This is a genomic window from Flagellimonas alginilytica (genome assembly GCF_042134605.1).
Classification (GTDB): Bacteria; Bacteroidota; Bacteroidia; order Flavobacteriales; family Flavobacteriaceae; genus Flagellimonas; species Flagellimonas alginolytica.
Genome location: NZ_CP169638.1, coordinates 1,362,708 through 1,386,812, shown reverse-complemented (window position 1 = coordinate 1,386,812; position 24,105 = coordinate 1,362,708). Strand labels below are relative to the sequence as shown.

General features: G+C 41.3%; 23 protein-coding genes and 1 tRNA gene. 9 read left to right on the top strand and 15 right to left on the bottom strand.

Annotated features, from left to right (window positions below; all coding sequences use genetic code 11):
* Window positions 1-2: 2 nt before the first annotated feature.
* On the bottom strand, window positions 3-503 hold the full coding sequence (locus ABTP35_RS06120) for a GNAT family N-acetyltransferase (protein WP_293298284.1): 501 nt from the start codon (window positions 501-503) through the stop codon (window positions 3-5).
* 53 nt (window positions 504-556) lie between these two features.
* Between ABTP35_RS06120 and ABTP35_RS06115 the strand changes: the two genes are divergently transcribed.
* The 3 genes from ABTP35_RS06115 (at window position 557) to ABTP35_RS06105 (ending at window position 1,891) form a co-directional block, all read left to right on the top strand.
* Window positions 557-1,354 (top strand): universal stress protein, encoded by a 798-nt coding sequence (locus tag ABTP35_RS06115; RefSeq protein ID WP_224836062.1) that lies wholly within the window; start codon window positions 557-559, stop codon window positions 1,352-1,354.
* A gap of 57 nt (window positions 1,355-1,411) precedes the next feature.
* Window positions 1,412-1,485 (top strand) — tRNA-Ala (locus ABTP35_RS06110).
* A 238-nt stretch (window positions 1,486-1,723) separates the two neighbouring features.
* Entirely contained in the window at window positions 1,724-1,891 is a 168-nt protein-coding gene (locus ABTP35_RS06105; protein WP_252080919.1) for a hypothetical protein, read from the top strand.
* 584 nt (window positions 1,892-2,475) lie between these two features.
* Here the strand turns inward: ABTP35_RS06105 and ABTP35_RS06100 are convergent.
* From ABTP35_RS06100 to ABTP35_RS06040, 13 genes are all read right to left on the bottom strand, one after another.
* Window positions 2,476-2,985: a phosphohydrolase gene (locus ABTP35_RS06100; RefSeq protein ID WP_275614194.1), complete on the bottom strand. Its 510-nt coding sequence runs from the start codon at window positions 2,983-2,985 to the stop codon at window positions 2,476-2,478.
* Window positions 2,986-3,273: 288 nt separating this feature from the next.
* Window positions 3,274-4,278 (bottom strand): hypothetical protein, encoded by a 1,005-nt coding sequence (locus ABTP35_RS06095; protein ID WP_293298291.1) that lies wholly within the window; start codon window positions 4,276-4,278, stop codon window positions 3,274-3,276.
* A gap of 44 nt (window positions 4,279-4,322) precedes the next feature.
* On the bottom strand, window positions 4,323-5,066 hold the full coding sequence (locus ABTP35_RS06090) for a PP2C family serine/threonine-protein phosphatase (protein WP_252080914.1): 744 nt from the start codon (window positions 5,064-5,066) through the stop codon (window positions 4,323-4,325).
* A gap of 5 nt (window positions 5,067-5,071) precedes the next feature.
* On the bottom strand, window positions 5,072-7,834 hold the full coding sequence (locus ABTP35_RS06085; protein WP_275614196.1) for a serine/threonine-protein kinase: 2,763 nt from the start codon (window positions 7,832-7,834) through the stop codon (window positions 5,072-5,074).
* 45 nt (window positions 7,835-7,879) lie between these two features.
* Window positions 7,880-8,653 (bottom strand): tetratricopeptide repeat protein, encoded by a 774-nt coding sequence (locus tag ABTP35_RS06080; protein ID WP_252080911.1) that lies wholly within the window; start codon window positions 8,651-8,653, stop codon window positions 7,880-7,882.
* 4 nt (window positions 8,654-8,657) lie between these two features.
* On the bottom strand, window positions 8,658-9,080 hold the full coding sequence (locus ABTP35_RS06075; RefSeq protein ID WP_252080910.1) for a hypothetical protein: 423 nt from the start codon (window positions 9,078-9,080) through the stop codon (window positions 8,658-8,660).
* Window positions 9,081-9,232: 152 nt separating this feature from the next.
* Entirely contained in the window at window positions 9,233-10,339 is a 1,107-nt protein-coding gene (locus ABTP35_RS06070; RefSeq protein WP_275614197.1) for a WG repeat-containing protein, read from the bottom strand.
* Between the two features lie 6 nt (window positions 10,340-10,345).
* Complete coding sequence (locus ABTP35_RS06065) at window positions 10,346-11,584, bottom strand: hypothetical protein (RefSeq protein ID WP_293298298.1); 1,239 nt, start codon at window positions 11,582-11,584, stop codon at window positions 10,346-10,348.
* A 1-nt stretch (window position 11,585) separates the two neighbouring features.
* Window positions 11,586-12,149 carry an RNA polymerase sigma factor gene (locus ABTP35_RS06060; RefSeq protein ID WP_252080907.1) on the bottom strand — a complete coding sequence of 188 codons (564 nt, stop codon included), beginning with the start codon at window positions 12,147-12,149 and terminating at the stop codon, window positions 11,586-11,588.
* 17 nt (window positions 12,150-12,166) lie between these two features.
* On the bottom strand, window positions 12,167-13,036 hold the full coding sequence (locus tag ABTP35_RS06055) for a hypothetical protein (protein WP_275614199.1): 870 nt from the start codon (window positions 13,034-13,036) through the stop codon (window positions 12,167-12,169).
* The gene (locus ABTP35_RS06050; RefSeq protein WP_293298304.1) at window positions 13,033-15,375 is read right to left on the bottom strand and encodes an FHA domain-containing protein; all 2,343 of its coding nucleotides are present in this window, start codon (window positions 15,373-15,375) and stop codon (window positions 13,033-13,035) included. The genes ABTP35_RS06055 and ABTP35_RS06050 overlap by 4 nt, the downstream gene beginning before the upstream one ends.
* Before the next feature lie 5 nt (window positions 15,376-15,380).
* Window positions 15,381-16,217 (bottom strand): M48 family metallopeptidase, encoded by an 837-nt coding sequence (locus ABTP35_RS06045; RefSeq protein WP_293298307.1) that lies wholly within the window; start codon window positions 16,215-16,217, stop codon window positions 15,381-15,383.
* 60 nt (window positions 16,218-16,277) lie between these two features.
* Complete coding sequence (locus ABTP35_RS06040; RefSeq protein WP_293298310.1) at window positions 16,278-17,801, bottom strand: PcfJ domain-containing protein; 1,524 nt, start codon at window positions 17,799-17,801, stop codon at window positions 16,278-16,280.
* A gap of 614 nt (window positions 17,802-18,415) precedes the next feature.
* Between ABTP35_RS06040 and ABTP35_RS06035 the strand changes: the two genes are divergently transcribed.
* The 6 genes from ABTP35_RS06035 to ABTP35_RS06010 all read left to right on the top strand — a co-directional run bounded on the left by ABTP35_RS06035 (window position 18,416) and on the right by ABTP35_RS06010 (window position 22,748).
* Window positions 18,416-18,685 (top strand): helix-turn-helix domain-containing protein, encoded by a 270-nt coding sequence (locus ABTP35_RS06035; RefSeq protein ID WP_293298313.1) that lies wholly within the window; start codon window positions 18,416-18,418, stop codon window positions 18,683-18,685.
* Between the two features lie 75 nt (window positions 18,686-18,760).
* Window positions 18,761-19,966, top strand: a complete 1,206-nt coding sequence (locus ABTP35_RS06030) for a primase-helicase family protein (RefSeq protein ID WP_275614202.1) — start codon at window positions 18,761-18,763, stop codon at window positions 19,964-19,966.
* 205 nt (window positions 19,967-20,171) lie between these two features.
* A complete protein-coding gene (locus ABTP35_RS06025; protein ID WP_293298316.1) occupies window positions 20,172-21,074 on the top strand; it encodes a CHC2 zinc finger domain-containing protein in 903 nt (300 codons plus the stop codon).
* Between the two features lie 45 nt (window positions 21,075-21,119).
* Window positions 21,120-21,416, top strand: coding sequence for a mobilization protein MbpA (gene mbpA, locus ABTP35_RS06020; RefSeq protein ID WP_275614204.1), 297 nt, complete (start codon window positions 21,120-21,122; stop codon window positions 21,414-21,416).
* A gap of 5 nt (window positions 21,417-21,421) precedes the next feature.
* Complete coding sequence (locus tag ABTP35_RS06015) at window positions 21,422-22,282, top strand: relaxase/mobilization nuclease domain-containing protein (protein WP_252080897.1); 861 nt, start codon at window positions 21,422-21,424, stop codon at window positions 22,280-22,282.
* Window positions 22,283-22,292: 10 nt separating this feature from the next.
* Window positions 22,293-22,748 (top strand): DUF6730 family protein, encoded by a 456-nt coding sequence (locus ABTP35_RS06010; protein ID WP_252080896.1) that lies wholly within the window; start codon window positions 22,293-22,295, stop codon window positions 22,746-22,748.
* Between the two features lie 115 nt (window positions 22,749-22,863).
* Here ABTP35_RS06010 and ABTP35_RS06005 read toward each other — a convergent pair whose 3' ends face one another.
* Window positions 22,864-24,081, bottom strand: a complete 1,218-nt coding sequence (locus ABTP35_RS06005; RefSeq protein WP_293298324.1) for a site-specific integrase — start codon at window positions 24,079-24,081, stop codon at window positions 22,864-22,866.
* Window positions 24,082-24,105 lie beyond the last annotated feature (24 nt).

Here is a 24,105-nt window from a genome sequence, read left to right as displayed (position 1 = left end):
AGTTACAGCACTAATTCATAACAATGAAAGGGATGTTCGCTTTGTTTTGGAAAGAAGATGTCGCCTAGTTTTTGATATCCCCGTTGTTCGTAAAATCTTTGGTTTCTTTTGTTTTGGGAAAAGGTGTCCAACCGCACCGATACAAATCCATTTTTTTTGGAATGGCTTTCAGCAAAGTCCATTAGCCTTTGGGCCAACCCTTTTCCTTGATGATCTGGATGGACCGATAAACGATGGATATACGAGCTGTTGCCATTAGGTGTAAGCCATTGTATGGGTATGTACTCGTCGTCCATAAAAGTTGATATGACGATAGTGCCCAAAATAATGTGGTTTTCTTCAATCACATAGAGTTCGTTGCGCTGAATGTCTTTTAAAAAGGCTTGTTTGGAGGGGTAATGTTCGTTCCATTGAAAAATTCCATTTTGTTGCATTTTTAAGGAACAGGCCTTGGTAATCGACAAGATGTCGGTGATTTCGGAAATCTTTGCTCGTCTTATCATTGATTCGTTTCAATTTAATTGTAAATTTAAGGTTTAATCATAATCACCAAACCATGAACAATATACTTGTACCTATTGGAACTTCTCCAAATGCTTCTCAAACCTTACAATATGCGGTTGATTTTGCTTCCGAATTCGGGGCTATGATCTATGTTATGGATGTTTTTTCCGTGACTACTGCCGTAGGGAGTTTGGCGAATGTGGAAGAAAAAGTAGCAAAAAGTAGCAAGGAACAGTTAAAAGGAGTTATAGATCAAGTAGACACCAAAGGTGTTGAGATAAAAATAGCGACCTATAATGGCGATATTATCGATGGTTTGAAGAGCATTAACAAAGAACTTGGCATTGACTTGATCATTATTGCCCCGAGAAGTAATGATATTAAAGAAGAACTTTATTTGGGCAACACATCTGGAAGAATTATCAAACAGACCGAGATCCCGACCTTGATCGTTCCAAAGGGAACAACCTTTAAACCTGTCAAAAAGATTTTAACTGCCTTTGGCTCCGGTATTTTGAAGCGTAGTAGTATTTTGAACCCTTTGATCATTATCAAAAACAAGTTTAGATCGGAAATAAGCTTATTGTTGGTAAAGAGACCAGGTTATACCGAGGATGACTTAAAAGTTAACACTGCCTTGATGGATTTGAGCTCCCAATTGACCATTACCGAGAATGGTACAACGTATTTAGGGGTAACGGAATATTTCCAAAAGGAACAACCGGATATGCTATGCGTGTTCCGAAGAAAGCGTGGGTTCTTTAAAAAACTATGGGAAAAGAATACCATACAAAAATCGGAGTTCTTTGTTAAGATACCGGTATTGGTGCTCAGTGTTAAAAAAGATTAGGGAAGTAATGCAATTTTTGATACTTTCGGAAAAAAGTATTTATTTTGCGCTCTCCTTGGGGGATTAGCTCAGTTGGCTAGAGCGCTTGCCTGGCAGGCAAGAGGCCACCGGTTCGAATCCGGTATTCTCCACTAATGTTTACAAGGGCTTCAAGAGTTTATGACTTTTGAAGCTTTTTTCATTTGCACGCAATTTGCACGCAATTTTGGTTTCAAATTAAACTTAGTTTTTTATGATATAAACTGGTCTGTTTTGATGTTTTTCACTCTTTGGAGTATATTTTGAAAGAGTATCACATCATCTATTACATTCTTAACTTCTTCTTAGCTTTAAAAAGCTATGTCCCATAAAAGGTGAATTTACGAAACCATGAAAGAAACCACAATTGAGACTAACTCTGGGAAAGTAGTAATTATTGGAGAACCGTTCCTTAAATCGCCCGTTGTGAAAGACTGGAGTGAAAAACCAGCAGATTCCTTTAAATTCTTCGGACCAAGAAATCTTTTAAAAAACTTCAAAAAGAAGTTCAATTCTTAGGTGAGCACGAACGACTACAACACTGTGTAAGGTTTAAAAATATTTGAGTAAGGTTTCTAAGAAATATTCCTTTATAACCTATCCGAATCTGGCCAATATTCCTCGTCCAATTTAAGCTCATACTTCTTGAAAAAGAAATGATTGTTTACCATAGGATTTTTGTCATTGTAAAAGAAGGTTTCGGTTAATTGTGCAATAAGTTTTTCCTTCAGTTGCTTTTGGGACAATTTCTCTTTCCTTATCCATAGAAATAATCTTTTTAGAAGATTTTTCTACCTCAGGTTTTTCAACTAATATTCTTCCTTATTCTTTGGGATGTATAACAAATGTTCACCACTGTGGCTGTTCTCCCTTATACACACCTTTCCATTAAAAGGAAAGATTTCAACGGATTCGGCGAGTCCTTTACGAAATAAAAACATTGATGTTTTAAATCTTCACGATGACTATTAAAGAAAAATATGATATTAAAATAGCCTTAATGCCACCTTTTACCGTTTTTGTAGGACTAATTGAATCAGCTTAAAAAATATCAATCTTAAACAAAAAAGTGAGTGTTCCGTTTTTTTATAGTTGATATCATATTACTCCTCCAATATTTTTTTTAAGTATTCAGAGACTTCTTCGCATTCGGGAACAAATATTTTGGTTATAAAAGCCTCATTATCAACTTTGTATTTTTCAAACATCCTTGAACCATTATTTTTTGAATGAGTTACATTGGCAATTCTATCGCAAAACTTTATGAATGAAGCATTTTTGGTCTCTCTGATTCCCTTATAGTATTTGTCATTGGCCCGCTCCTGCCTGGTCCGTCCCTTTTCATTTGTCAAGGCATAAGCAAGTTCAGCAATTGTTTCATTTGTCTCCCTCTTGACATCGTTGTAGGTCTCTCTTGCATCTTCAATAATATCGTGTACCCAACAAGCAGCCAATACATTTTCCCGTTCATCAAATTCTATCAAGTGTATAAATTTCAAAGCTGTTTCAAACACCATGTTTAAATGAAAATCATAATCATGTTCGCCATATTTTTGATTTACACTTTTATGTTTTCTGATAGCGTAGTCTTTTGTTCTTTCCAGTATATCCATAATTGTATGGTCTATTTTTGTCTTTGGAGAATTATGGTCACCTTCTCAAGGAATTCAAAATTTGTTTTAAGAAAAGAGAAAACCCAAATAGTCATTACATTAAAACTTGAGTAAATATCCTGATTCTTTTTCACTTTTTGCTTCCCAAAACCAATGGGAAGATCATTCATATCATTCTCCAACTACTAGTGGATGGAGGCATAGATGTTCTTTCAATCAGGTTTTCATGTTTTGAACCATAGGAGTATATTGATAAATTTCATTAAAAAAGGAATCTCCACAAAAAATCTACCTGGAATATTCTCCTTTCGCATAAGAAGCCAATATGGATGCATTTGGTGTTTTACAATTATTCGGGAAATCGGAGAAATAGATACATTTCGGAATACCTTTTTCAAAGGTGATCCTAACAGTTCCTGGACTGTTGGTTTTGAACCCGTTGTATCTGTAATTTGCGACCAGCTCTGTGGGTCTTCCTCTGGCATTTGTATATTTTTTTACACCGGATACACTGTTTGGAACGTAACGATTGAATGCCCAAGTTTTTGCCTGGTCGTCCACTAGGTCGTCTATCAATCTTTCAAAGTCTTGGTCACCACTTGGCCCTCCTGAATTTTTCATTTTTTCATATTTGCTGCGCTCCTTCATTCGAATTGCCGGCCGGTCCAATGCAAACAATCGCAAATTCTCTTCAAGGCGCTCAATAGAGGGACTGGTACAGGGATTAAGATTGAAGATCATGGTCATATCCGTTGCCAGACCTTTGGCTTTATGGGCCATATCAACGGTATTTCCCATGGCGTTGGGATCGGTCATAATCTCAATAGTAGTCTTTAGTGCGTTTCTGTTCTGTATGTCACGAACGGTCAAATAAGCCCCGTAAAGTTGAGGACGTGCATAGATTCCTGTACCCACGGTTTCCCACTGTACGCATGTCCTATCCGTCTCCACCCCGAAAACATCGGTTTTGACTCGTTCCCTAACGCAAACATCTTCCATAATCTCAACTTTATCATAGGGTAGTGCTTGAGGGCAATGCTTTCCAAAAGCCCTTAGATATTGACTGAATAAAGATAGGAATTCCATGTCCTCCCTGGTCATTTCAATGTTTTCAAAATGCCCCCGAAAGATATAGTCAAAGAACTCTGCATAGTATAATCCTTCTGTATTCAGTTCCATGGAATCGCCGCTCTTTTTAATATTGATTGGATGTTGTTCAATAGGGTAATCAAAGGAACTAAGGAACATAACTATCATTATAAGGACTGAATTTTTTAAATACGTATTTTTCATCGGTTCAAATTTTCTATAGAAGTTTTTAAGGCTCAAAGCAGTACCTATATCTTATCAATTTTTATTAGGTAAAAGGAGTAATTATCCTTCGTGTTTCCCTTTGCCTCGGCCGTTATCATTGCTGATATTTTCTCAACAGGAATTTCCTTTTTAAACAACTTTCCAATTTTTTCCTCGTCTATATTCTCGAGGATTCCATCGGAACAGAGCATAAAGAAATCATTCTCTTGAAGATTTTCGATGGTTTTCACATCTACTTTGGATGGGTTCAGGCCATTGATTGCCCTCGTAATGATATGCCGTTTGGGATGGTTCCTTGCTTCCCGCGGCGTAATCTCTCCCATATCCAACATTGCCTCCACAACTGAATGGTCCTTGGTGCGGTAGAGCACTTCACCATCACGAATATGGTATATCCTGCTATCACCTAACCAAGCTATCTGCACTTTTCCAACTTGGTCTGATATATACAAAAGACTCAATGTACTTGCCATGCCCTTTGATTCCGGAAAGTTTCTTAAATGTTCACGGAAGGTATTTTCCACAAATTCTAGGGCTTTCGACCAATAGGCTGGATCTTGCACTCCCCTGGAAGGGTTATCTTTGATAAAGGAAGCCATTTCGTTACACACCAGACGGGATGCCAATTCACCTTTGGCTTGGCCACCGACACCGTCACATACCATGAACAGACGGGAATCCTTGGTTGGAATTGCAGGGTATATGGTATCCTCATTTGATTCCCTACTGCCTATTTCATTGCAACGGACCGGTAGTTGAATTTCCATTTTCTTCAATATTTTTTAACAACCCAATCACAGGCTTTTTTATACCCCTTTTCACAAGATCGTTGAAACCAGGTTTTTGCCAGATAGATGTTTTTTCCGGTTCCAAGGCCACTATAGTAACAAGAGGCTAGGTTATACATTCCGACTCGATCACCATTTTTGGCAGACTTTTGATATAGTTCAAAAGCCCGTTTCATGTTTTTAGACCCTCCGAGGCCACTGTCGTACATATAGCCGAGATAACTTTGCGCATTGGCATGATTTCGATCGGCCGCCTTTTGGAACCATTTTTTGGCAGCGTAATAATATTTGCCATTGTAATACATCACCGCCACCCTGTATTGGCTGTGCAAGTCACCATTTTCTGCGGCTTTCAAATACCACGGGGTAGCATTTCCTTTTTTGTCCTTGCCCAACTTGAGGTCGTAATACAGGTCAGCCAATTTTATTTGGGCTTCGAGATGGCCTTTAGTAGCTACATTGAGATACCTTCTTTCGGCTTCCAAATAGTCTACAGGCCCAGCCAAACCCTTTTCAGCCATAGTGCCTAACATGAAGTCTGCAGCTAAAATATCTTGGGCCGCTGATTTGGTAAAAAATTCTTTGGCCTTTTCGTAATCCTTGTTTATTCCTTTTCCTTCATAATATAATCTGCCTAAAGCGTAAAGAGCTGAACCTTGATTTTGACCAGCGGCAAGCTCATAATATTTTATTGCCTTGGGCAGATCTACGGTTCCATCCGCTTCCCCATATTCAAGGATTTTGGCCATCATGTATTGTGAGTTGGCATACCCTTTGTCAGCGGCTTTTTGGTACCAACCTTTTGCATTTTTTATGTCTTTTGTAATACCCCATCCATAATAGTGCAGAAGACCCATATTGTGCATTCCGAACGTATTTCCCTTATCGGCCGCCAATTGGAACCATTTCTTGGCCTCTTGATAATTCTTGTCGGTGAAATATAAAGTGCCCAATTCATTTTGAGCTCCCAAATGTCCTTTATCTGCCGCTTTGGTCAACCATTGTATTGCCTTTATGCGGTCCGTTTTAGCCAATACTCCATTTTTATAGAAAATGCCCAGATTAAATTGGGAAATAATATCCTCGTTCTCAGCAGCGATTGTAAATAGTTCCAAAGCCTTCACAGTATCTTTGGCCACATACTGACCAAACCTGTACATATTTGCCATGCCCCGATATCCAGAATACCTGCCGATGGACGCGCATTTTTCATACCCCTCGAACGCTTCCTTATAATTTTTTTCAGACGTATTGAGGATTGCTAGGTTTTCGATTGCAGCTGGATGGCCCTTACTAGAAGCTTTTTCATAATACAGTTTTGCCTTACTCGCGTCCTTTTCCATAACAAAACCAAAAAAGTGCATTAACCCCCTTAGATTTAGAGCCTCTGGGTTACCATCATCGCTTAGAGTCACAATGCTGTTCTTTGCCTTTCCATAGAATTTTTTGGCCTCGACCGTGTCCATATCCACACCGAGTTCGTTCTGATAGGCCCATCCATGATTAAAGTTCGCCAGGTCATATCCTGCATCAATGGCCATATCCGCATATTCAAAGCCCTTTTCGTAATCGACCTCTGTCCCGTACCCATTTTGATTGAATCTGGAAAGGAAATAAAAGGCTTCTCCGGACCCATAGTCGGAGGCCTTAATAAAGATGTCATAGGCCTCTTTGAATTTGCCTTCTTTATAAAGGTTCCACCCATCTGCCAAAAGCGTATTTATCTTGTTGGAGCGATAAAAAGCGTAGCCCCCGAAGCCCAGTCCCAAAACCAAAAAGAATGTTATCAGGGCAGGCCAGACCTTTTTCCTTTTTCCCCTTTTACCTTTGTCCTTGGATATATTTGAAGGAATAAAAATGGTGCCCTCGCCACCATCGATTTCGTTCACCGCACGTACGAAGCCGGAGACAGAGGAAAATCTATCTATGGCATTTTTCTCAAGACTGGTGCGTAAAATGGCTTTATATTTTTCTGGAACTTCCGAGTAATCCGGTTCTTCACCAATGATACTATCCCTGGTCAGTTCATAGTCCTTACTGCCATGACCAAAAGGTAATTTACCCGTCAACATCTTGTAAAACATGATTCCCAAGGCCCAAACGTCCGTTCGTTCACCGATTTCACCATTCAATCCAAACTTCTTTTTGAAGAACTGCTCAGGGGCCATATAATGGGGTGTTCCTACCCCCTCGGTCATGGACTGTTGGATGGTTTTTTCGGATAGGACATCTTGACTGATACCAAAATCCGTTATTTTGGAAACTCTATTTCCGCCTCTATCCTTGCCGAAAAGAACATTGCCAGGCTTTAAATCCCTATGAATGATACCCTGTCCATGAAGATAATCCACGGCTTGGGCGACTTCCAAAATGATTTTTTCGGAATCCTCTAGGGACAGGCCTTTTTGTATGGCCTGGGCTAAGGTGCCCTCCCCAGCATATTCCATAATAAGAACTGGATAGCTGGCATTTCTTCCCATGGCATCTTTGTGGACAATGTACTCGAGATCATAATAAGTGATCAGATGCGTATGAGAAAGCCCATCAATTTTGGAGAACTCCTGTTCCAGACTGTACTTTTTCTGTCCCGTACTCCCTTGTGTACCCCTGGATACGGCTTCTTTGTAAATCTTTAGTGCCACATACCTGCCTTCGGTATTTAAATCACGTGCCTTGAAAACCTCGGCAAATCCACCTTCCGCGATTAGGTCTTTTTCAGGGTCCCACTCATAATGTGATAGTTTCATAGGTTTTTTGTTGTTTGTTCGGTCGTTTCCTAAATGTACTAAAAATCAATGTTGTTCTTGGATATGAGCCACCATTTTGCATGCCCCATCATGGCCTTGTCCACAAGCTTTGTTGAACCATACCTTCGCCTTGCCCAAGTCTTTCGGAATTTCCACCCCTTCATAGTAGAGGTTGCCCAACGTCACATTTGCATTGGTGTTTCCTATATCCGATGCTTGTTCAAATAGCGGAACGGCTTGCTGGATGTCTTTTGGCACTCCCTGGCCCTTGAGGTGCATGATTCCCAAATTGAATATCGCCGGGGCATATTTCTTTTTTGCCGATTTTTGAAAGTATGCAAAAGCCTTGGAATAGTCCACTTTGACATTTTTCCCAAAATAGTATGTGCAACCCCTTTCAAAAAGGGACTTTCCGCTTTTTGGAAAGAACCAAATCACCGCCAATATTACCATTAATATCCAAAGAGAAAAACCCCATAGCCAATCCGTAAATGGTATTTCGTAAGACGGCATAGGATTCGGGAGACTACCGTTTTCTTGAAAGGATAAAAGTTGTTGGTTATCCAGTGGATAGTACGATCCAAACTTTCCCCTAATGCCCAAAACGTAGCCATCATCCTTTATGTATACTCCCATAAAGAAGAATTGGGAAGTGGTCTTATATCCTAAATAAAGATCTTCCCCATTCGAACCCTTTATGTCTACATCCATAATTTTTTCTATGCGTTCGCTTTTTCCGAAAAGACCCCTGACTCTTTTGGCCATGGCTATGTTTGGAACGAGGGCCATTAAGAATACTATCAAAACAAATTTTTTCATTATTTCAGCTTTTATGGTTATAATTAGAGTTTGATCTACTTACTTTTTTGAAAGCCCATTTCCTGGCTTCTTCCCCAAACCGGGTATGCTCTCCGAGCAAGTCCCTAAAACTGTGCGATTCGAAAAATGCACAACCAGCACAAAACGATACCTCGCTTTCCGAATCATAGAGACCTTTAACGTAAAGTTTCTCCAAATTGGTCAATTTGATAACTTTTTGTTCTTCCAATGCCTCACATAGCACTACCGCCAAATATCTTTTTCCGGTATCATTCGAGAAAAGCAGCTTACGGATCTTTTCATGTTCCGATCTTTTTATGGCCAACTCCATTTCCAAAACCAACTTTGTTGGTCTGCCGAAAAAAGAGCAGTGAAATCCTATGACTGACCGTTGTTCTTGTGCATTTTGGGTATATCCATGTTTCATCCCTGATATTAGGAACCAGAATACGAAGGAAATAATCAATAAAAGTGGGGGTAATTTAAAGCTTATGTAATTTAAGGTCTTCATCTTCTGTTTGGTTCATGTTTACATACATGTATAACCATAAAATGAAAATGTCATCTTTTTTACGACTTCTATTCTTTTATCCGTTCAAAGGGTGAGCTGCATTTTCTGAAAATTCCCAAATAATCAAGGCTTACAGGAATGACCTCATCGCCGTCGGTATTCACCGCGCCCCATTTTTTTTCAAATTTGACCGGGGCCAAACCGTAGGAAAACCTTTTGGCTTCCCAGTACCTTAGAGGAACTACCTCATCCCCATCACTATTTATAAAGCCTCCAAGGGAATTGACAACGAAAGCAAACCCGTCTTTAAAACCATGAGTCATAGAAAACTTGAATGGTATGACCTCGATTCCTTCTGAATTGATGAAACCATATTTGTTACTGAATTGAACCGCTGCCAGGCCTTCAGAAAAAGCTTGGGGTTCATTGAGCACATAATGGAATGGGGATTCCTCATTATATTTAAATTCAGTAATGGGATTTCCTTGGGAATCAAGATATCCCCAATATTTATCTTTCGCCACGGCAACCCTGCCCTCAGAAAATATACTGGCATGCTCATATTTGCCAGGAATTGTTTCATTGCCCCTCTTGTCTATAAAACCATAACCGTTTCCAAATTCTACACGGGCCAAACCTTCTGAAAATTCCGAGGCATCGGTATACTTTAAAGAAATGATCTCGTTACCTATTTTGTCGATGTAGCCCCATTTCCCATTTAATTCGACTTCGGCCAAACCTTCTTGAAATTCGTAGGTCGTGCTATACTTTGGGGGTATGACCATTTCGCCAAGTTTATTGATGTATCCCCATTTTCCATTTGTTTTGACCGCGGCCAGACCTTCTGAAAACCCATAAATTTCTTCAAATTTACTTACGTCGATTTCTTCTCCATCTGTATTTGCTATGAAGGACTTCTCTTCTAGTTTTAACTTGACAAAACCATCATTAAAAAAATTATAGGAACCATCTATGTCAAAAATGGGAGGAATCACGAATTCTCCCACAGTATTTATGAAGCCGCATTTTTCTCCAAGCACTACCTTCGCTAAGCCTTCATAAAAACCAAAGGCCCTATCAAATTGGAGCGGTATTTCAAAATCGCACGCTTTATTGATATATCCCCATTTTCCGCGAACGAGAGCCGGGGCAAGGATTTTGTCTCTTTTTTCCATTCCCATTTATCTTTCTTCGTAAACTACTGTTTTTATGGGTTCCCTTGTTATAAAAAGTCGTGCCAATCTGTTCGTGGTAATATCAACGGTAACTAAGGGCGTCGCATCTTTTGCATCTTCATCCAAAGCATAAATTTGACTGTCCTGGACCAGGTAATAGTAATATCGTCCAGCTTCTTCCACACGGTATACCATTGCCTTTTCCAAATCCAGATCGGCTTGGATTATAAGTTCCAACTGCCGTTCTTCTTTATTGAAAAAATATGTTTGTTCTCCACTATTGTCATTATCAAACCTAACCAACAATTCCGATAGGACAGTTGAAGCATTTTGGACGCCAACAATGTTCACGGTTACCTCTTCTTGGGATGGAACTGATTTAATGGGTCTATTGAAAAGTGTATTCACCCCCTTGTTGTTGCGCTTTGCATCAACCTTTATCAACGGTAACCTCCGTTTTGTTTTTTCCAGATCATAGTAGTCGTTTTTATACTTAAGAAAATAGCCAGATTCCTTGTTCTTTAAAATCCTAAGGGACAGGGCTTCCAATTTCCCCATCAATGGACGACCGTACAATTTGAAAACACCGTCATGAAAAGTATAGGAAAGGGACCTAGAGGATTGATATTTTCTTACCGCTCTGCTTGGAAGGGTTTTGTAACCACCAATAGCCAATTGTACCTCGCTCTCTGTGTTGGGATTTTGAACACTGTCGTGTTTTTGTAAACCATCGGTATTCTCTCGATTGACCAGATTGTCATTATCCTGCACTCTATCAATATCTGGCTTATCCAGCTTATTTTCTTCGACCAGTTTTCCCTCATCCAGATCAAAAATGGAATCGGTCTTCATTGTGGATGTTGTATCCACGTCCACCACGGTGGGTTCGGTGTTTGATGTTGAAGGGCCGTACTGATTGAACAGTAAAATGGCCCCACCGATTATCAAACAGGCTGCTATTGCCCCACTATAAATGAAAAGTCTTCGATATCTTCCGTTTGGTCGGTCTGAAGTTGGAGTTTCTTGGTTTTCTTGATACTCTTTATAGTACTTTCGTAAGCGGTTCTTTAATTCTGCCTTTTCTTTCTTGGTTATTCCCTCATATATTTTTTCATAGACCCTTACCTCTTTGGCAAAATCGGGATTGTGGTGCATTAATTCCTCTACCTCATCTTTTTCCGATGGGGCCAGTGTACCTCGAAGGTATTTGTCTATCAATGCTATGTACTTTAATTCCTCTATCATTTTACTGTTCTAAAGCGATTATGTCCTCGTACGAAATGCTGGACCTTAGCTTTTTGAGACATCTTAATTTTTGCTGGCTTGCCGACCTGGCGCTTGAATAGTTGAACCTTTCGGCGATATCCTCCATGCGCATGCCAAAAAAAATAGCGGTTTCCAGAAGGGATTTGCACGGTTCCCCCAAGCGTGACATGGCCCTGCCCAAATAATCCTTTAATCTGGGCCCTGGGTGGGTAACCTCATAGATCAGTTCTTCTTCAAACTTGCTTTCAAAACCATTGGCTTCCCTAGGTTGTTCGTGGCGCTTTCTTCGGTTGAGTTGGTTGAGCCACTGTCTTTTAGAAATTTCAAACAGGTATGTGCTTATTTTACTTCTTTGCTCGTATTTTCCCGACATGACATTCTTGTAAAAGACGATTATCGCTTCTTGGAACACATCGAGGGCATCTTCCTCGTCCCCATTGTTTCTGCAAATCCAGCTTTTTACCATCCCCAAATGGGCATATAACTGCCCAAGGCATTCCTCGTTACCTGATTTTAGCTGGCGTAAAAGTTCGTGGTCAGTCATTTAGTCAAAAGGCTTTCTTAAAAACTTATTTCAAGTAGGTCTTCTATGGGCACATTGAACCTATACCCCTCTATAAGTACCTGTGCCTCCCCCAAAATAACAAAATTCACTTTTTGATCGGTCAGCCAAGAGAATTTCATTTGTTTCAACAAGTCCAGATTGTTAAAAGTAACCTGTAAAGGAATTATTTGTGACCCCATGGGTTTCTGATCATATGGTTCTTCCAACGTCCAATGTGCTACGGATTCTTTAGCCTTATCCAGATAAAAGCCCAGCTCCAAACTATCGATTTGATATGCAATGGGCATTTGGTTGATGGCCTCCATTTCGAGTCTGAGTTGCGTTTTTCTTAAAGAAGGTAGCTTGTCACTGGATATGGAGCGTAACTTAAAATTTTTACCATAGTCCAAGTTTTGCTCAATCTGGGTCAGAATAGCTTGTTTGGTATTAAGATGAATTTGGTCATCCAATCCTATACTGAAAGAGTTCAACATAAAGCTGACCTTTCCGTTTCCCTTGAGCTCAAAAGTCGAAGAGTCCGAGGTAAGCAGTTCGGGATAAAATGTGCTTAACCTTTTTAGGCTTATTTTGCAGCTTACAGGGATTCCTATGGTATCATTTGCATTTAGCGCAATCTGTTCCTTTAAGAATCCATTGCCCACCAACGAGTCCCTATAGTAGATTTCCATACTGGATTGGCGCAATTTTGTCCTGACATTGTTTGGGTTGTAAACAATGTAGTCCATCCCTACCATAAGGGTGTCATTTTTGGAATTCAAAATGGCAATGTTGTCGATGGCCACGAATTCCGGTCTCTTGGCACATGAGATAATGACAGAAAGGACGGCAAACAGGACTGTTGCCTTTATTTCGGTTGTTATTTTCATAGGGCATCCTTCTTTTTAAGTGATACGAAAATCAGCAGGTAAAAAAGCATGCTGAGAATAGCGATGGCCAGAAGGTTCCTATCAAACCCATCAAAGAGACTTCCTATCAATTTTCCTTGGTCCACCAGTTTTTCATTATAAAGGTCCAATATTCGAAGAGCTGCGGAAGGGGCATCCCGCACCCCGTTGGCAGGAGGAGGCAGTGCCACTGTAGCAATTACGGATTGTGTGGTATCGACAGTGCCTTCCAAATTCGGGGATGCCCCGTCCTGTACCCGTGCCAATCCCTCGGTGCCCCATCTTCCCAAAGTGAAAAAGCTCAACAGTTCCACAAGGATATTGTTTATTTTGGTCATTACCCCTGCCAACATAATCTGTGGCATCAATGCAATGGGCACCACTGTCATCACCTTTTCAGTATTGTTGAAGGTCGCTGAGAGCCAAAGCCCTATGAGTGACGCCGAAACGGAGATATAGAACATGAATGCCGCGCTTCCCCAAAACGAGCGAAGGAATATCTCTTCAAAGTCGGGGTGGGAGTTCCACTTAAAGTTAACATACACAATGCCCACAAAAATTAGGGTCTGAATCAGTGCGATGAGCGCAAGAACCGCCCATTTGGAAAGAATATATGTATTGATGGCCAAATTGAACATGCGCTCCCTTTTGTAAATGGGAAGTTCCCCGACAATTTCCTTGGCGGCATTACTGACTCCGAACCAAATCCCTGAAATGGCCATCAAGAAAAGAACCCCTATCTGGAACTTGTCAAAGACCAAACAAACAAGCCCACCTATAATAACAGGTTGTGCCAAGAGAAGTCCGAGGTTCCCCCTGTCGTTGACCTTGATTCTGAAATACCTGGAAATCAACCAAAACAATTGCAGCCAATGGGAGTCTTTCCGCTCTTTTTTGATTTCCTGGTTAATCGTCCTAGGCACACTTTGCTTGGGCGGTTTTTGATAAAACTTACCAACCACCTCGAAATCGCTCATTTTGCTGTAAACCTCTACAATATTGCCCACTTCAAAATGGGCTGTCAATAAATCCGCTGATCCTTTAAAGACCAAATGCCCCTGTACTCCCAGAAATATGACCTCATCCACATAACTGAGGTCTTCTGGTTTGTGGGTGACCATGACTATAGTAGTCCCATTGTGTGCCAATTCTTTTAAGCTGGTCAAGAAACCCTCTATAGTTTCAGGATCCAGTGGAGAGGTGGGTTCATCCAAAAAGAGGATAGTAGGTTCGGTCAAAAGTTCCACTGCAATGGAGACACGCTTGCGTTGACCGCCAGATAGACTACCTACTTTTATAGTCCGAATATCTTTCTCTTTGTCTTGGTCCAGATTTAGATCGGAGATGACCTTGTCTATTCTTTCATTGATTTCTTCATTGGTCGTATCATCCGGCAAACGCAATTTGGCGGCATAGAACAAGGTCTTGTAAACGGTCAGTTCCCTATGGACAATATCATCCTGTGGTACGTATCCTATCTTTTTTTTGATTAAGCCAAAATTTTCTGCCAGCGAAAGTCCATGAATCAGTACTTCCCCAGAAGTGGCGGGATTCTCCCCATTGAGACATTTTAATAAAGTTGATTTTCCGCAACCTGAGGGACCCATCAATGCCACGAACTTGGATTGATGGATATCCAGTGACATATCTTGGAGTCCGATTTTGTTGTTCGGGTATTTTTTTTGGATGGCACGGGCCATGATGGCACTTTTGATTCTTCTTAGGTCTCTGGGACCGTTACCAAGTGTTATGCTGTAAAAGGATATGGTGATAGTATCACTGTCGTTCAGCTTTGTCTTGGTCTTTACTTCTTTTCCGTTTAGATAGGTCTTATTGGTAGACCCTAGGTCCTCAACCCAAAAACTTCCCTGGGAATATGACAGCAGGGCATGTTCACGGGTCACCGTAGGGTCTTCCAAAACAAGGTCATTACTTTTTTGGCGTCCAACTTTTAAAACCCCTTTCGCCATTATTTTTTGTTTGAAATCGGATGGACCTTGTCTTTCAATTTCTTCTTGTTCCTTTTTTTGGGTAGGTTTTTCAGTGGAAAGGTAAAAGGTTAAAGAAGCGATATTGACCATGTCCCCTGGTTTCAAACTTGACCAAACATTAGGCTGCAAGCGTTTTTCATTCACCTTGGTACCATTGGCACTCTCCAAGTCGATGATAAAGACCCCTTCTGATCTTCGTTCAATTTGGGCATGCTCCCGGGAGACCCTTCTACCGTTCACTTCAATCTCCGCACCGTGTCCATTTCTTCCAATGGTCAGCTTTTTCCCCGGCTCAAGGGGTATCGACCGCGTATTGTAAATTAAGTACATCTCTTTTATCTATTGTTGTCTATGTAGGAGTGTACGCAGTTCTTTCTATGTTCTGCAAAGGGGTGTGTCGAAGTAAGCTTTCTTAGCAAATCCTGTTTTTCATATCGCTCCAATTTTTTGAAGAAATCCGCAAACCGGTTCACATCGTAACCTGCGGCCTTGGCAAGCTCAAAGCCGACTTTGTCGGCCTCATATTCGTCAATTTGATCAAAGGGCGGGGCCAGTGTTTTGTTGATTTTACTAGCTATTTCCGCAAAACCTTCCATTCGGGTCATATCCCCTAGATCAGTGGAGAGTGTGAGCTTGGTCACTTTACGCTGGGTGTGCAATCGGTCCTCATGGGCAACCTCATGACCAATGATGAAGGCCAGTTCGTCATAGGAATCCACAAAGTCCAATAGTCCGGTAGTGATATAGAGATAGCCACCAAGAGTGGCGAAAGCATTGATTTCATCCGATTTAAGTATGCTCAATTTGTAGTTTACCCCTTTACGGGAAACGTTCTTTGAGATTTTTTGTAGGATTTCCTCGACCTTTTCCTTGGCAAAATGGGTGTTGTCCAATTGGCCCAACAAGACGTATCGGCTATAAATTTCCCTGCCGATGGAGCTTTTGGAATTACTGCTGATATAGAGTGCAAAATCAAGCCAATTGTTCTCCGCCTGTTTCAATAGAAAGGCGGGGCCATCAAATGCATGGCCACAGTTGTTCAACAAGGCTGCATCTTCAACTTTGGAGGTGTAGACGGCTATAGCTTCGTCAAGTTTATCCAAGGGCAGTTCCTGTGCACCGGACCATTTAAAAAGGAGAATGACTAGAAGAGTGGAAAAGGTTGGTTTCATCTTGTTTTTATGGTATATAACCAAATGTAGCAAATGTCATCTTTTAAGTGGAAAAATTCCCTATAAATCTTTGCTACAGACACTTGACAACCACTGCTTGGTCACTTTGGATTCCTCCTCCGAAGGTCTTCTGTTGCCTTTGCCCAAGCACTGTACCAATATGCGGAACTTTGGACTTATCTCGATTGTAATGACCCTGTTTCCATTCTTTTTCAGGGAGAAAATTGCCGAAGTGCCCGAGGCGCACCTTCCTGCATAGGTTCCCACACAATGACACATAATCCGTCCTTCTTCATACAATTGTTTGCCGTTGGTCAGTTCCACAAAATCCCATGTATTGTCCTTCCCGTCCGTAAAGGTCCAATCCCAATAATGCCCCTCCCATTGGTATCCTATCCATGAGGGCAAGTATCGGGAGGCCAAATATTCCTCGCTGGCCGCGAGCACGTTATTTACCGTCCTCCCCTTCCATGTAAATTCCGCTTCATTACCATTACGAGTCGCTTCAGTATATCGATGAAGAGCCCAATCAATTATTAGGTTGCTTTCCTCGTCGCTTATTGACTCTCGGTTCCTAATCAACCATATCACCGTGTTTTTCCAAAATCTGCGATAAGGCTCATCGGACGTCCGTTCCGTCGGGTCAATCACCAGTGAACGACTGTACATAATGCGCATGAAGTCCTGTTGGTTCCCTCCCAACCTTCGTATTTCTGCATAGAGACATGATTCCATGGGGTAATCGGTGTTGGGTGCATCTTTAAGAAAGTGCTGGAATTTATTGGAAATATTCCATCCAAAGTATTCTGACGCGTTCTTAAGACTTCCACCTTGTCCAATAATCAAGTACCAGCATATCCACTTGAAGGGAATGTAGTCTCTTCCCAAGCCGCCACTGGGATTTGGGAACCATTGTTCATTGAGAAAACTGGGCACATCGTATGCTGTGAAAAGGTGATCAAGGATGTGTTTTCCGCTTTCCGGTGTCCAAGATTCAGGACCTCTCAACCAAAAAAGGGACAACAAACTGCACCACTTTGCAATAAACTCCCCATGTTCTGGGCCTACCGCCTTTCTGATTATTTCAATATTTGATAGATCACCAATCGCTTTTCGTAGGCATTCCACGGTCTTGTCCATAGTGTCTGGTAGATTATTCAAATCCTTAAAATAGGAGTGCAGTCTTTCCTCGATTTGGTTTCCCGGTACCAAGGTCTTTTGAAGTTCTTGTAGACGTGAATCCCAAGGCAGCATATCACCAATATTTAACTTCTGAACCGTCCTTTCCTGGCTGATGACCTTCTCGTACACCCTTTGATAATTGTATTCGCAGATATCCTCTTGGCTTCCCATGCCAATGTCGCTATAATAGCAATCAACACAACAGTGGAAACCGGGAATATAACCATTCAAAGCGGCCAAAGGGTCCCTTAGGTTGTTCCAGTACATATCATGGACATGGCCTCCAGATTTGTCTAAATGGTATTGTTCCAGTTCTTGCTCCAAAGAAGTCTGGGAATTCTTCAATTCATAAAATCGTTGCCAACGCCAGTTGTGGGGTTTTTTGTAAAACTTACGGCCCATTTTGGAATGTTTTTGATTATCCTCCAGTAGTATATAACTAAATTAAGGGAATATCATCATTAAAGTTTGTTTGTAAGCAGATTGAATGAACGTCATTGGTTTGACAGTTTTCTTAGCCGTATTTTAAATCCAGTGTTTAAAGGGATGGTTTGTTTTTTTATTTTCATTGAGTTAACCGTTTTAATTGATATTCATGAGTATCACAATAAGAACGAATTTTAGAACAGTTTTTCCCAGAAATGTTTAGCTTTCTATCAGAGGCATTAAAACTTGAAATAAACAAACACAAAAATCCACCTCTTCTATAACACCAGTTTTCGACTTCTGCTAGTCTTAATTGTTGATAACCTCAATTTCTTCTATTCAACCACCTATTAGCCCATATTAAAAATAGCTTGATTTGGTATCAAATAAAACCAAATAAATCAAAGGATTCATCAATGCTATTTAATCTGAATTGTTTTGATTTAAAAAACTGTATATCAGATATTTGTGAATAAAACTATCTATTCCATCATACTTTCGTTTCGCCTTCTTTTTATCTTTATCCAAAGAATTCTTCAAAAGAAAACAAAAGCGCTTTTGTTCATTTTTAATCTATAAAAAGAAACAAAATGGACAATTTTTTGATACTCGAACGGCTCGACCGTTTGGAAAGGCTAATGATAGCCAACAAAGAGGTGCTCACATTTGATGAGGCCTGTGATTACACCGGCATATCAAGAAGCTATCTGTACAAGCTTACCGCTGCGGGGCAAATTCCGCACTCCAAGCCCAATGGAAAACTGATATTCTTTGAAAGGGAAAAGATAGTCAGTTGGTTGCTACAGAACCAACGTAAGCCATTGCCGGAAAGCGATACGATTGTGGATTCAAATCCTTAGCCACGGAATCATTTTTAAATTATTTGTGGATTCACCAAAAGTGGAAGTAATCACAAAATTCCAAAAAGCACCAATATGGAAACAGTACCATACATAAGGGTCGGGACCACTTTTTACAAGTTGGTCAGGGTTCCGACCATTTCCGGACATTTCAACGAGCAGCTGGTCCCTTGGAACGAGCATATCATCAAGCAGGACCATGGCAAGGACTATCTGGGCAAGGTGCCCAAATATGATGGGTTCGCCTGTATTCCCTGCCATGTGGATTTTAAAAAGGAGCACCATGGTTTCTACAATACCTATTCCCCATTGTCGCACCAACCGAAAGAGGGAAGCATCAAAAGGACACGGGCCTTTTTGGGGCATATCTTCGGCAACCAGCTGGAGCTGGGATTGGACTATCTGAAACTCCTGTACCAAAGACCGGTGCAGGTGCTCCCCATCCTCTGTCTGGTCTCCACGGAAAGGAACACCGGGAAAAGCACGTTCCTCAAATGGCTCAAGGAAATTTTTGGCAACAACCTTACCTATCTGACCAATGACAGCTTTGCAAGCCAATTCAATGCGGACTGGGCTAACAAGCTGCTGATATGCGTTGACGAGGTATTGTTCAACAAAGAGGAGCTTACTGAGCGCATCAAATATCTGAGCACCACCAACCGGAACAAACTGGAGGCCAAGGGAAAGGACAAACGGGAAGTGGAGTTCTTCGGGAAGTTCATCCTCTGTAGTAATAACGAGGACAGTTTTATCAAGATCGATGCCCATGAGACCAGGTTCTGGGTTAGGAAGATTCCTTCACTTAAAAGGGAGGACACCGATTTCTTGGACCAGTTGTCCAAGGAAGTGCCCGCTTTTTTGGATTTCCTGTCAAAAAGGGAATACAGCACAAAACAAAGAACCCGAATGTGGTTCACGCCCAAACAGGTTTATACCACAGCACTGAAGAAACTGGTGAACAATAACCGGAACAGGGTGGAGAAGGAACTGGCCAGCCTATTGCTCAGTGCCATGGAAAAGTTCGAGATGGACTATGTGGACCTTTGTCCCATCGATGCCCTGCACATGCTCAACCGCACACGGGTCAAGACCGACCTTACCCAACTGAGGCGGTTGCTGAAAAATGATTGGAAACTGGACAACCAGCCCAATTCCAATAAGTACCAAAAGATTACCATCTGGAACACCGGTGAGATCAACATCGAGGACGCCAAGGGAAGGTACTTTACCATAAAAAAGAATTTTTTGGTCCAAAATTTTGATGATTTGATGACAGATTGATATAAGCCCAGTGTTTATAAGGGTTCAGGCTGTCATCACTTTGTCATCATTCTGTCATCAAAATAAAAAATGATGACAGGGACAATGAAGAAAAAAACAAAAGTGATGAAACGATGACAAAGTGATGACGGGGGAACAACCAGTATTTACAGGGTCTCCCAGAGATTTGTCATCAAATCATCAAAAATCGATTAAAAACAGAACCATGAAAGAAAAGAGAATGGACTGCGAAAAAGCCCGCAACATTGACATCGTTTCCTCGCTGGCCAAGTCGGGGCACTTTCCAGTCCGGAAAACGGAAAAAGAAGCTTGGTTCCTCAGCCCGTTCCGGAGCGAGACCCAAGCCTCTTTCAAGGTATCATTGAAGAAAAACTATTGGATAGACTTCGGGACCTTCGAAGGGGGCAGTACCATAGACCTGGTCATGAAAATGGAGAACTGTTCCGTAAGGGAGGCATTGGAGCGTTTGTCCGGAAATATGGACCATTTTTCTTTTCACCGGCGGCCGAATCCAACCAAAACTGAACATAATGCCAATCCTATTGAAATCATCGAGGTAAAGGAAATCGAACACCGGGCCCTACAAAACTATCTGAGCTCCAGAAAGATCTCGACCAAGACCGCAAGAAAACTTTGCAAGGAAATCCATTATCGAATAGGTGGTCGAAAATACTTTGCCATCGGACTCAGGAACAGGTCGGGAGGCTGGGAGCTGCGAAACAGATATTGGAAAGGGTCCACATCGCCAAAGGATGTTTCGATGATCGGGAAGAGATTCAAGAAATTGGCCATTACAGAAGGTGTGTTCGATATGCTTACCCTATTGGAGCTGATGCCAGAAATCGGGAACGGCCATGACCTTTTGATATTGAACACCACGGCCTTTGTAAAACGGATGACCACAGAGATAGGGGAATATGAAAATGTGGAGCTGTTTCTTGATAGGGACAAAACGGGACTGGGGATGACGGAACTGTTATTGGAAAAGTGCCCGAACAGCAGGGATATGTCATTTCTCTATGAGGATTTTAAGGACATGAACGAATGGAAGGTAAAAAGCGCGAAGGATGAAGTTCGGCAACGAATTCAAGATGTGTCATTGTCATGACAAATCTTGCTTTTGCTCCCGAAGGTCGCAAAAGATGATGGAAAAATGAAGAAAGAGTTCGTCCAGTTCCGGTGCTCGGTCTACGAGAAGAAACTGCTGAAGATCAAGGCCCGGAAGAGCGGTCTTTCCCTCAGTGAGTACTGCCGCCGTGCGGCCTTCGAAGACCGGATAGTGGAGCGGATGACGGACGAACAGATAGAGGCCTATAAACTATTGGTCAAATACCAGCGGAACTTCAAATTAATCACGAACATGTTCCGGAAGCGGAACCCCAAGTTGGCAGAGGAAACTGCTCAACTGGCCAAAGAGATACGACAACACCTTTTAAATTTTAAGAAATGATTGGCATGGGCAAATCCATATCGCACACTGCAGCCTCGATGAGCTATGGGATGAACCAGGAGAAAGGATCGGAGATTGTCCACAGCCAATATCTGGCCGGGGAGACCCCTCGGGAGATTACCGAGGAGTTCAAGGTCATCCAAGAGCAGAACGAACTGTGCCGGAAGAACACGCTGAGCTTTGTGCTGAGTCCCACCATTGAGGACGGGAGGAAACTGGAAAGGGAACAGCTCAAGGAAATGACCGAAAGGTTCCTTAAGGAAATGAACCTCAAGCAGCATCAGGCCGTTGCCTTTGTCCATAGGGACAAGGAACATGTGCATGTCCACCTGTATGCCAACCGGATAAACTTTCAGGGGAAGGCCTATAACGACAGTTTTATCGGGAAGCGTAGCCAACAAGTAGCGGAGCGGGTGGCCAAACAAATGGACCTGACCACGGTAAGGGAGGTACAGCAGGAAAAACTCTACCGGATGCAACATGTCCGCTCTGAAATACAGAAGATCCATGAAAAGGTCATGGCCAGGGAGCGGCCAAGGGACTTTGACCAGTACATCAAGTCCATGGAGCAGAACAATGTAAAGGTCATCCCGAGCATTAACAGGCAGAACCAATTGCAGGGTTTCCGTTTTGAGCATAAGGGAACCAATCTCAAGGGAAGCGAGGTGCACCGGTCCATGTCCATGGGCCGGATTGCCCGTCAAATGAACTTTGAAAGGAACATGGCACAACGAATCGCCAAGGACAAGAGCATGCAGCTTTTGGGCAGGACAGTGAATATCCCGACAAGTTTGACTCAGACCATCATAAAGAAAACCATAAAATTGGCCATAAAAGTGGTCAGGGACACTGGAATAGGAATCTAAATACAACAACATGGCAAAACTGGATGAAATAGCGGAACTGTTGACTGAGGAAATCAACGGCTTTGAGAAGAGCATCGGCCGATTGGAAAAGGCACATGAAAATTTGAAAAACCTTCCATTAAGGCCTGACACCACTGAGTTAAATAATCTTCTAAAGGAGTACGGCAACAACCAAAAAGACAATATTGAGGAACAACAAAGATTGATGCAAAGGATTCTTCATAAAGTAGAGCGATCCATTCTATTGCCCAGTTGGGCCACAAAACTTGCTTGGGGGTTGTTGGTCGCGGTCCTTTTGGTCCTTGGTTTTTCAATCCATCAGGTATCAAGGATAGCCAAGAAGGAAGAGGCTGCTTATTTAAAAGGTCAGCATGATACCATTGAACACTACGGGACATTCTTTAAAGAAAACCCAGAGGCAAAGGTACTATACCAAAAATGGTTGGAGGATAATGGCCAAAAGTAGGACAGCGCCCTATCCTATTTTTGTTCAACGCTTATCTTCCCAAACGCTACAAAAATAGGCCAGGATCCATGCGCTGAAGTTAAAGGTAAGGATTTGGGACTAGAATGGGTTAAGGCTACAGTTTAACCAACTTCTGATTATAATTGTCTAGTATATTATTCGGTAGGGACTTCAGATATATTTGAGTAGTTGATAGTCGATTATGGCCAAGCATTGAAGAAATAGCTTGTAAGGGAACGTCCTGCAGCATAGCTTGGGTTGCAAAACTATGACGAGATACATATGAAGTCAACCGCTGTTCTATCTTGCATTTTATTGCAATTTCTTTAAGTCCTTTATTATATCTCTTCCGTGCCCATAAGACGTCTTTATATTGAAGTTCAAATGTGGCTCTTTTAATTATTGGAAATATAAACTCAGACCTCTCTTTATCCCTAAGATAAAACGAGAGGATTTCCTTTAACTGAGGCGTAATGTTAATATCATACGGTTTTGATGTTTTTTTTCTTTGGAATTTAATTCGGTTGTCAATGATATTTTGAACCCTTAAAAAAGCCAAGTCCATAAAGGAAATACCATAAAGCATGTAAGAGGCAAGGAAATAATTTCTATAGTGAAACAGACTATCCGTTTCTTCCAGTTTTAAAAGCATAATTGATTTGATGCTTTTAATGTCAAGCGCTCTTTTTTCTGTAGGAGTAGTTTTAATCTTATAATGTGTAAAAGGATAAGCATCTCTGGAAACAACATCAGACTTAATGGCCTTGTTAAAGACCGCTTTGATTGTTCTCATATACGTCGATAGGCTGTTAACAGAATTACCTTTGGAAAAGTGCCAGTTCTCAAATCTTTTGAGAAAATCATAATTGATTTCGTTGAATTTGATATCATTTCCATCAACGAATTTCTCCAATACCTTAATTACCGCGTAGTATGTGTTTGCATTACCATAACGTTCAGCTGCTTTTAACTCATCGACAATATCCTCGCTAAACTTAAAAAATGAATCCAATGATGCGGTTTTTACAATCTTCTTCTTAAGCTGCAAAATGGATAAAAAGTTAAGCTCGTCCTTTTCGTTCAGGTCATTAATTATGTCGACCGCTCTGGTCTTTTCTTTTAAGAGTTGATTATTTAGTTTACTAACTGATGAAGTTCCTTTGAATGCTCTTTTAACTTTCTCGTTTTTATTATCCCAAAATTCCTTTTTTATTGATTGACCTAAGCTTATGGAAGTTGTTTTTCGAAAATGGGTTAACCGTAAAATAATAGGATAGGAGTCATCTTTTTTCTTCCTACGCGTATCTAAAGAAAGTTTTATATTAGTATTCATCCTAATCAAAGGTAAAAAAAATTT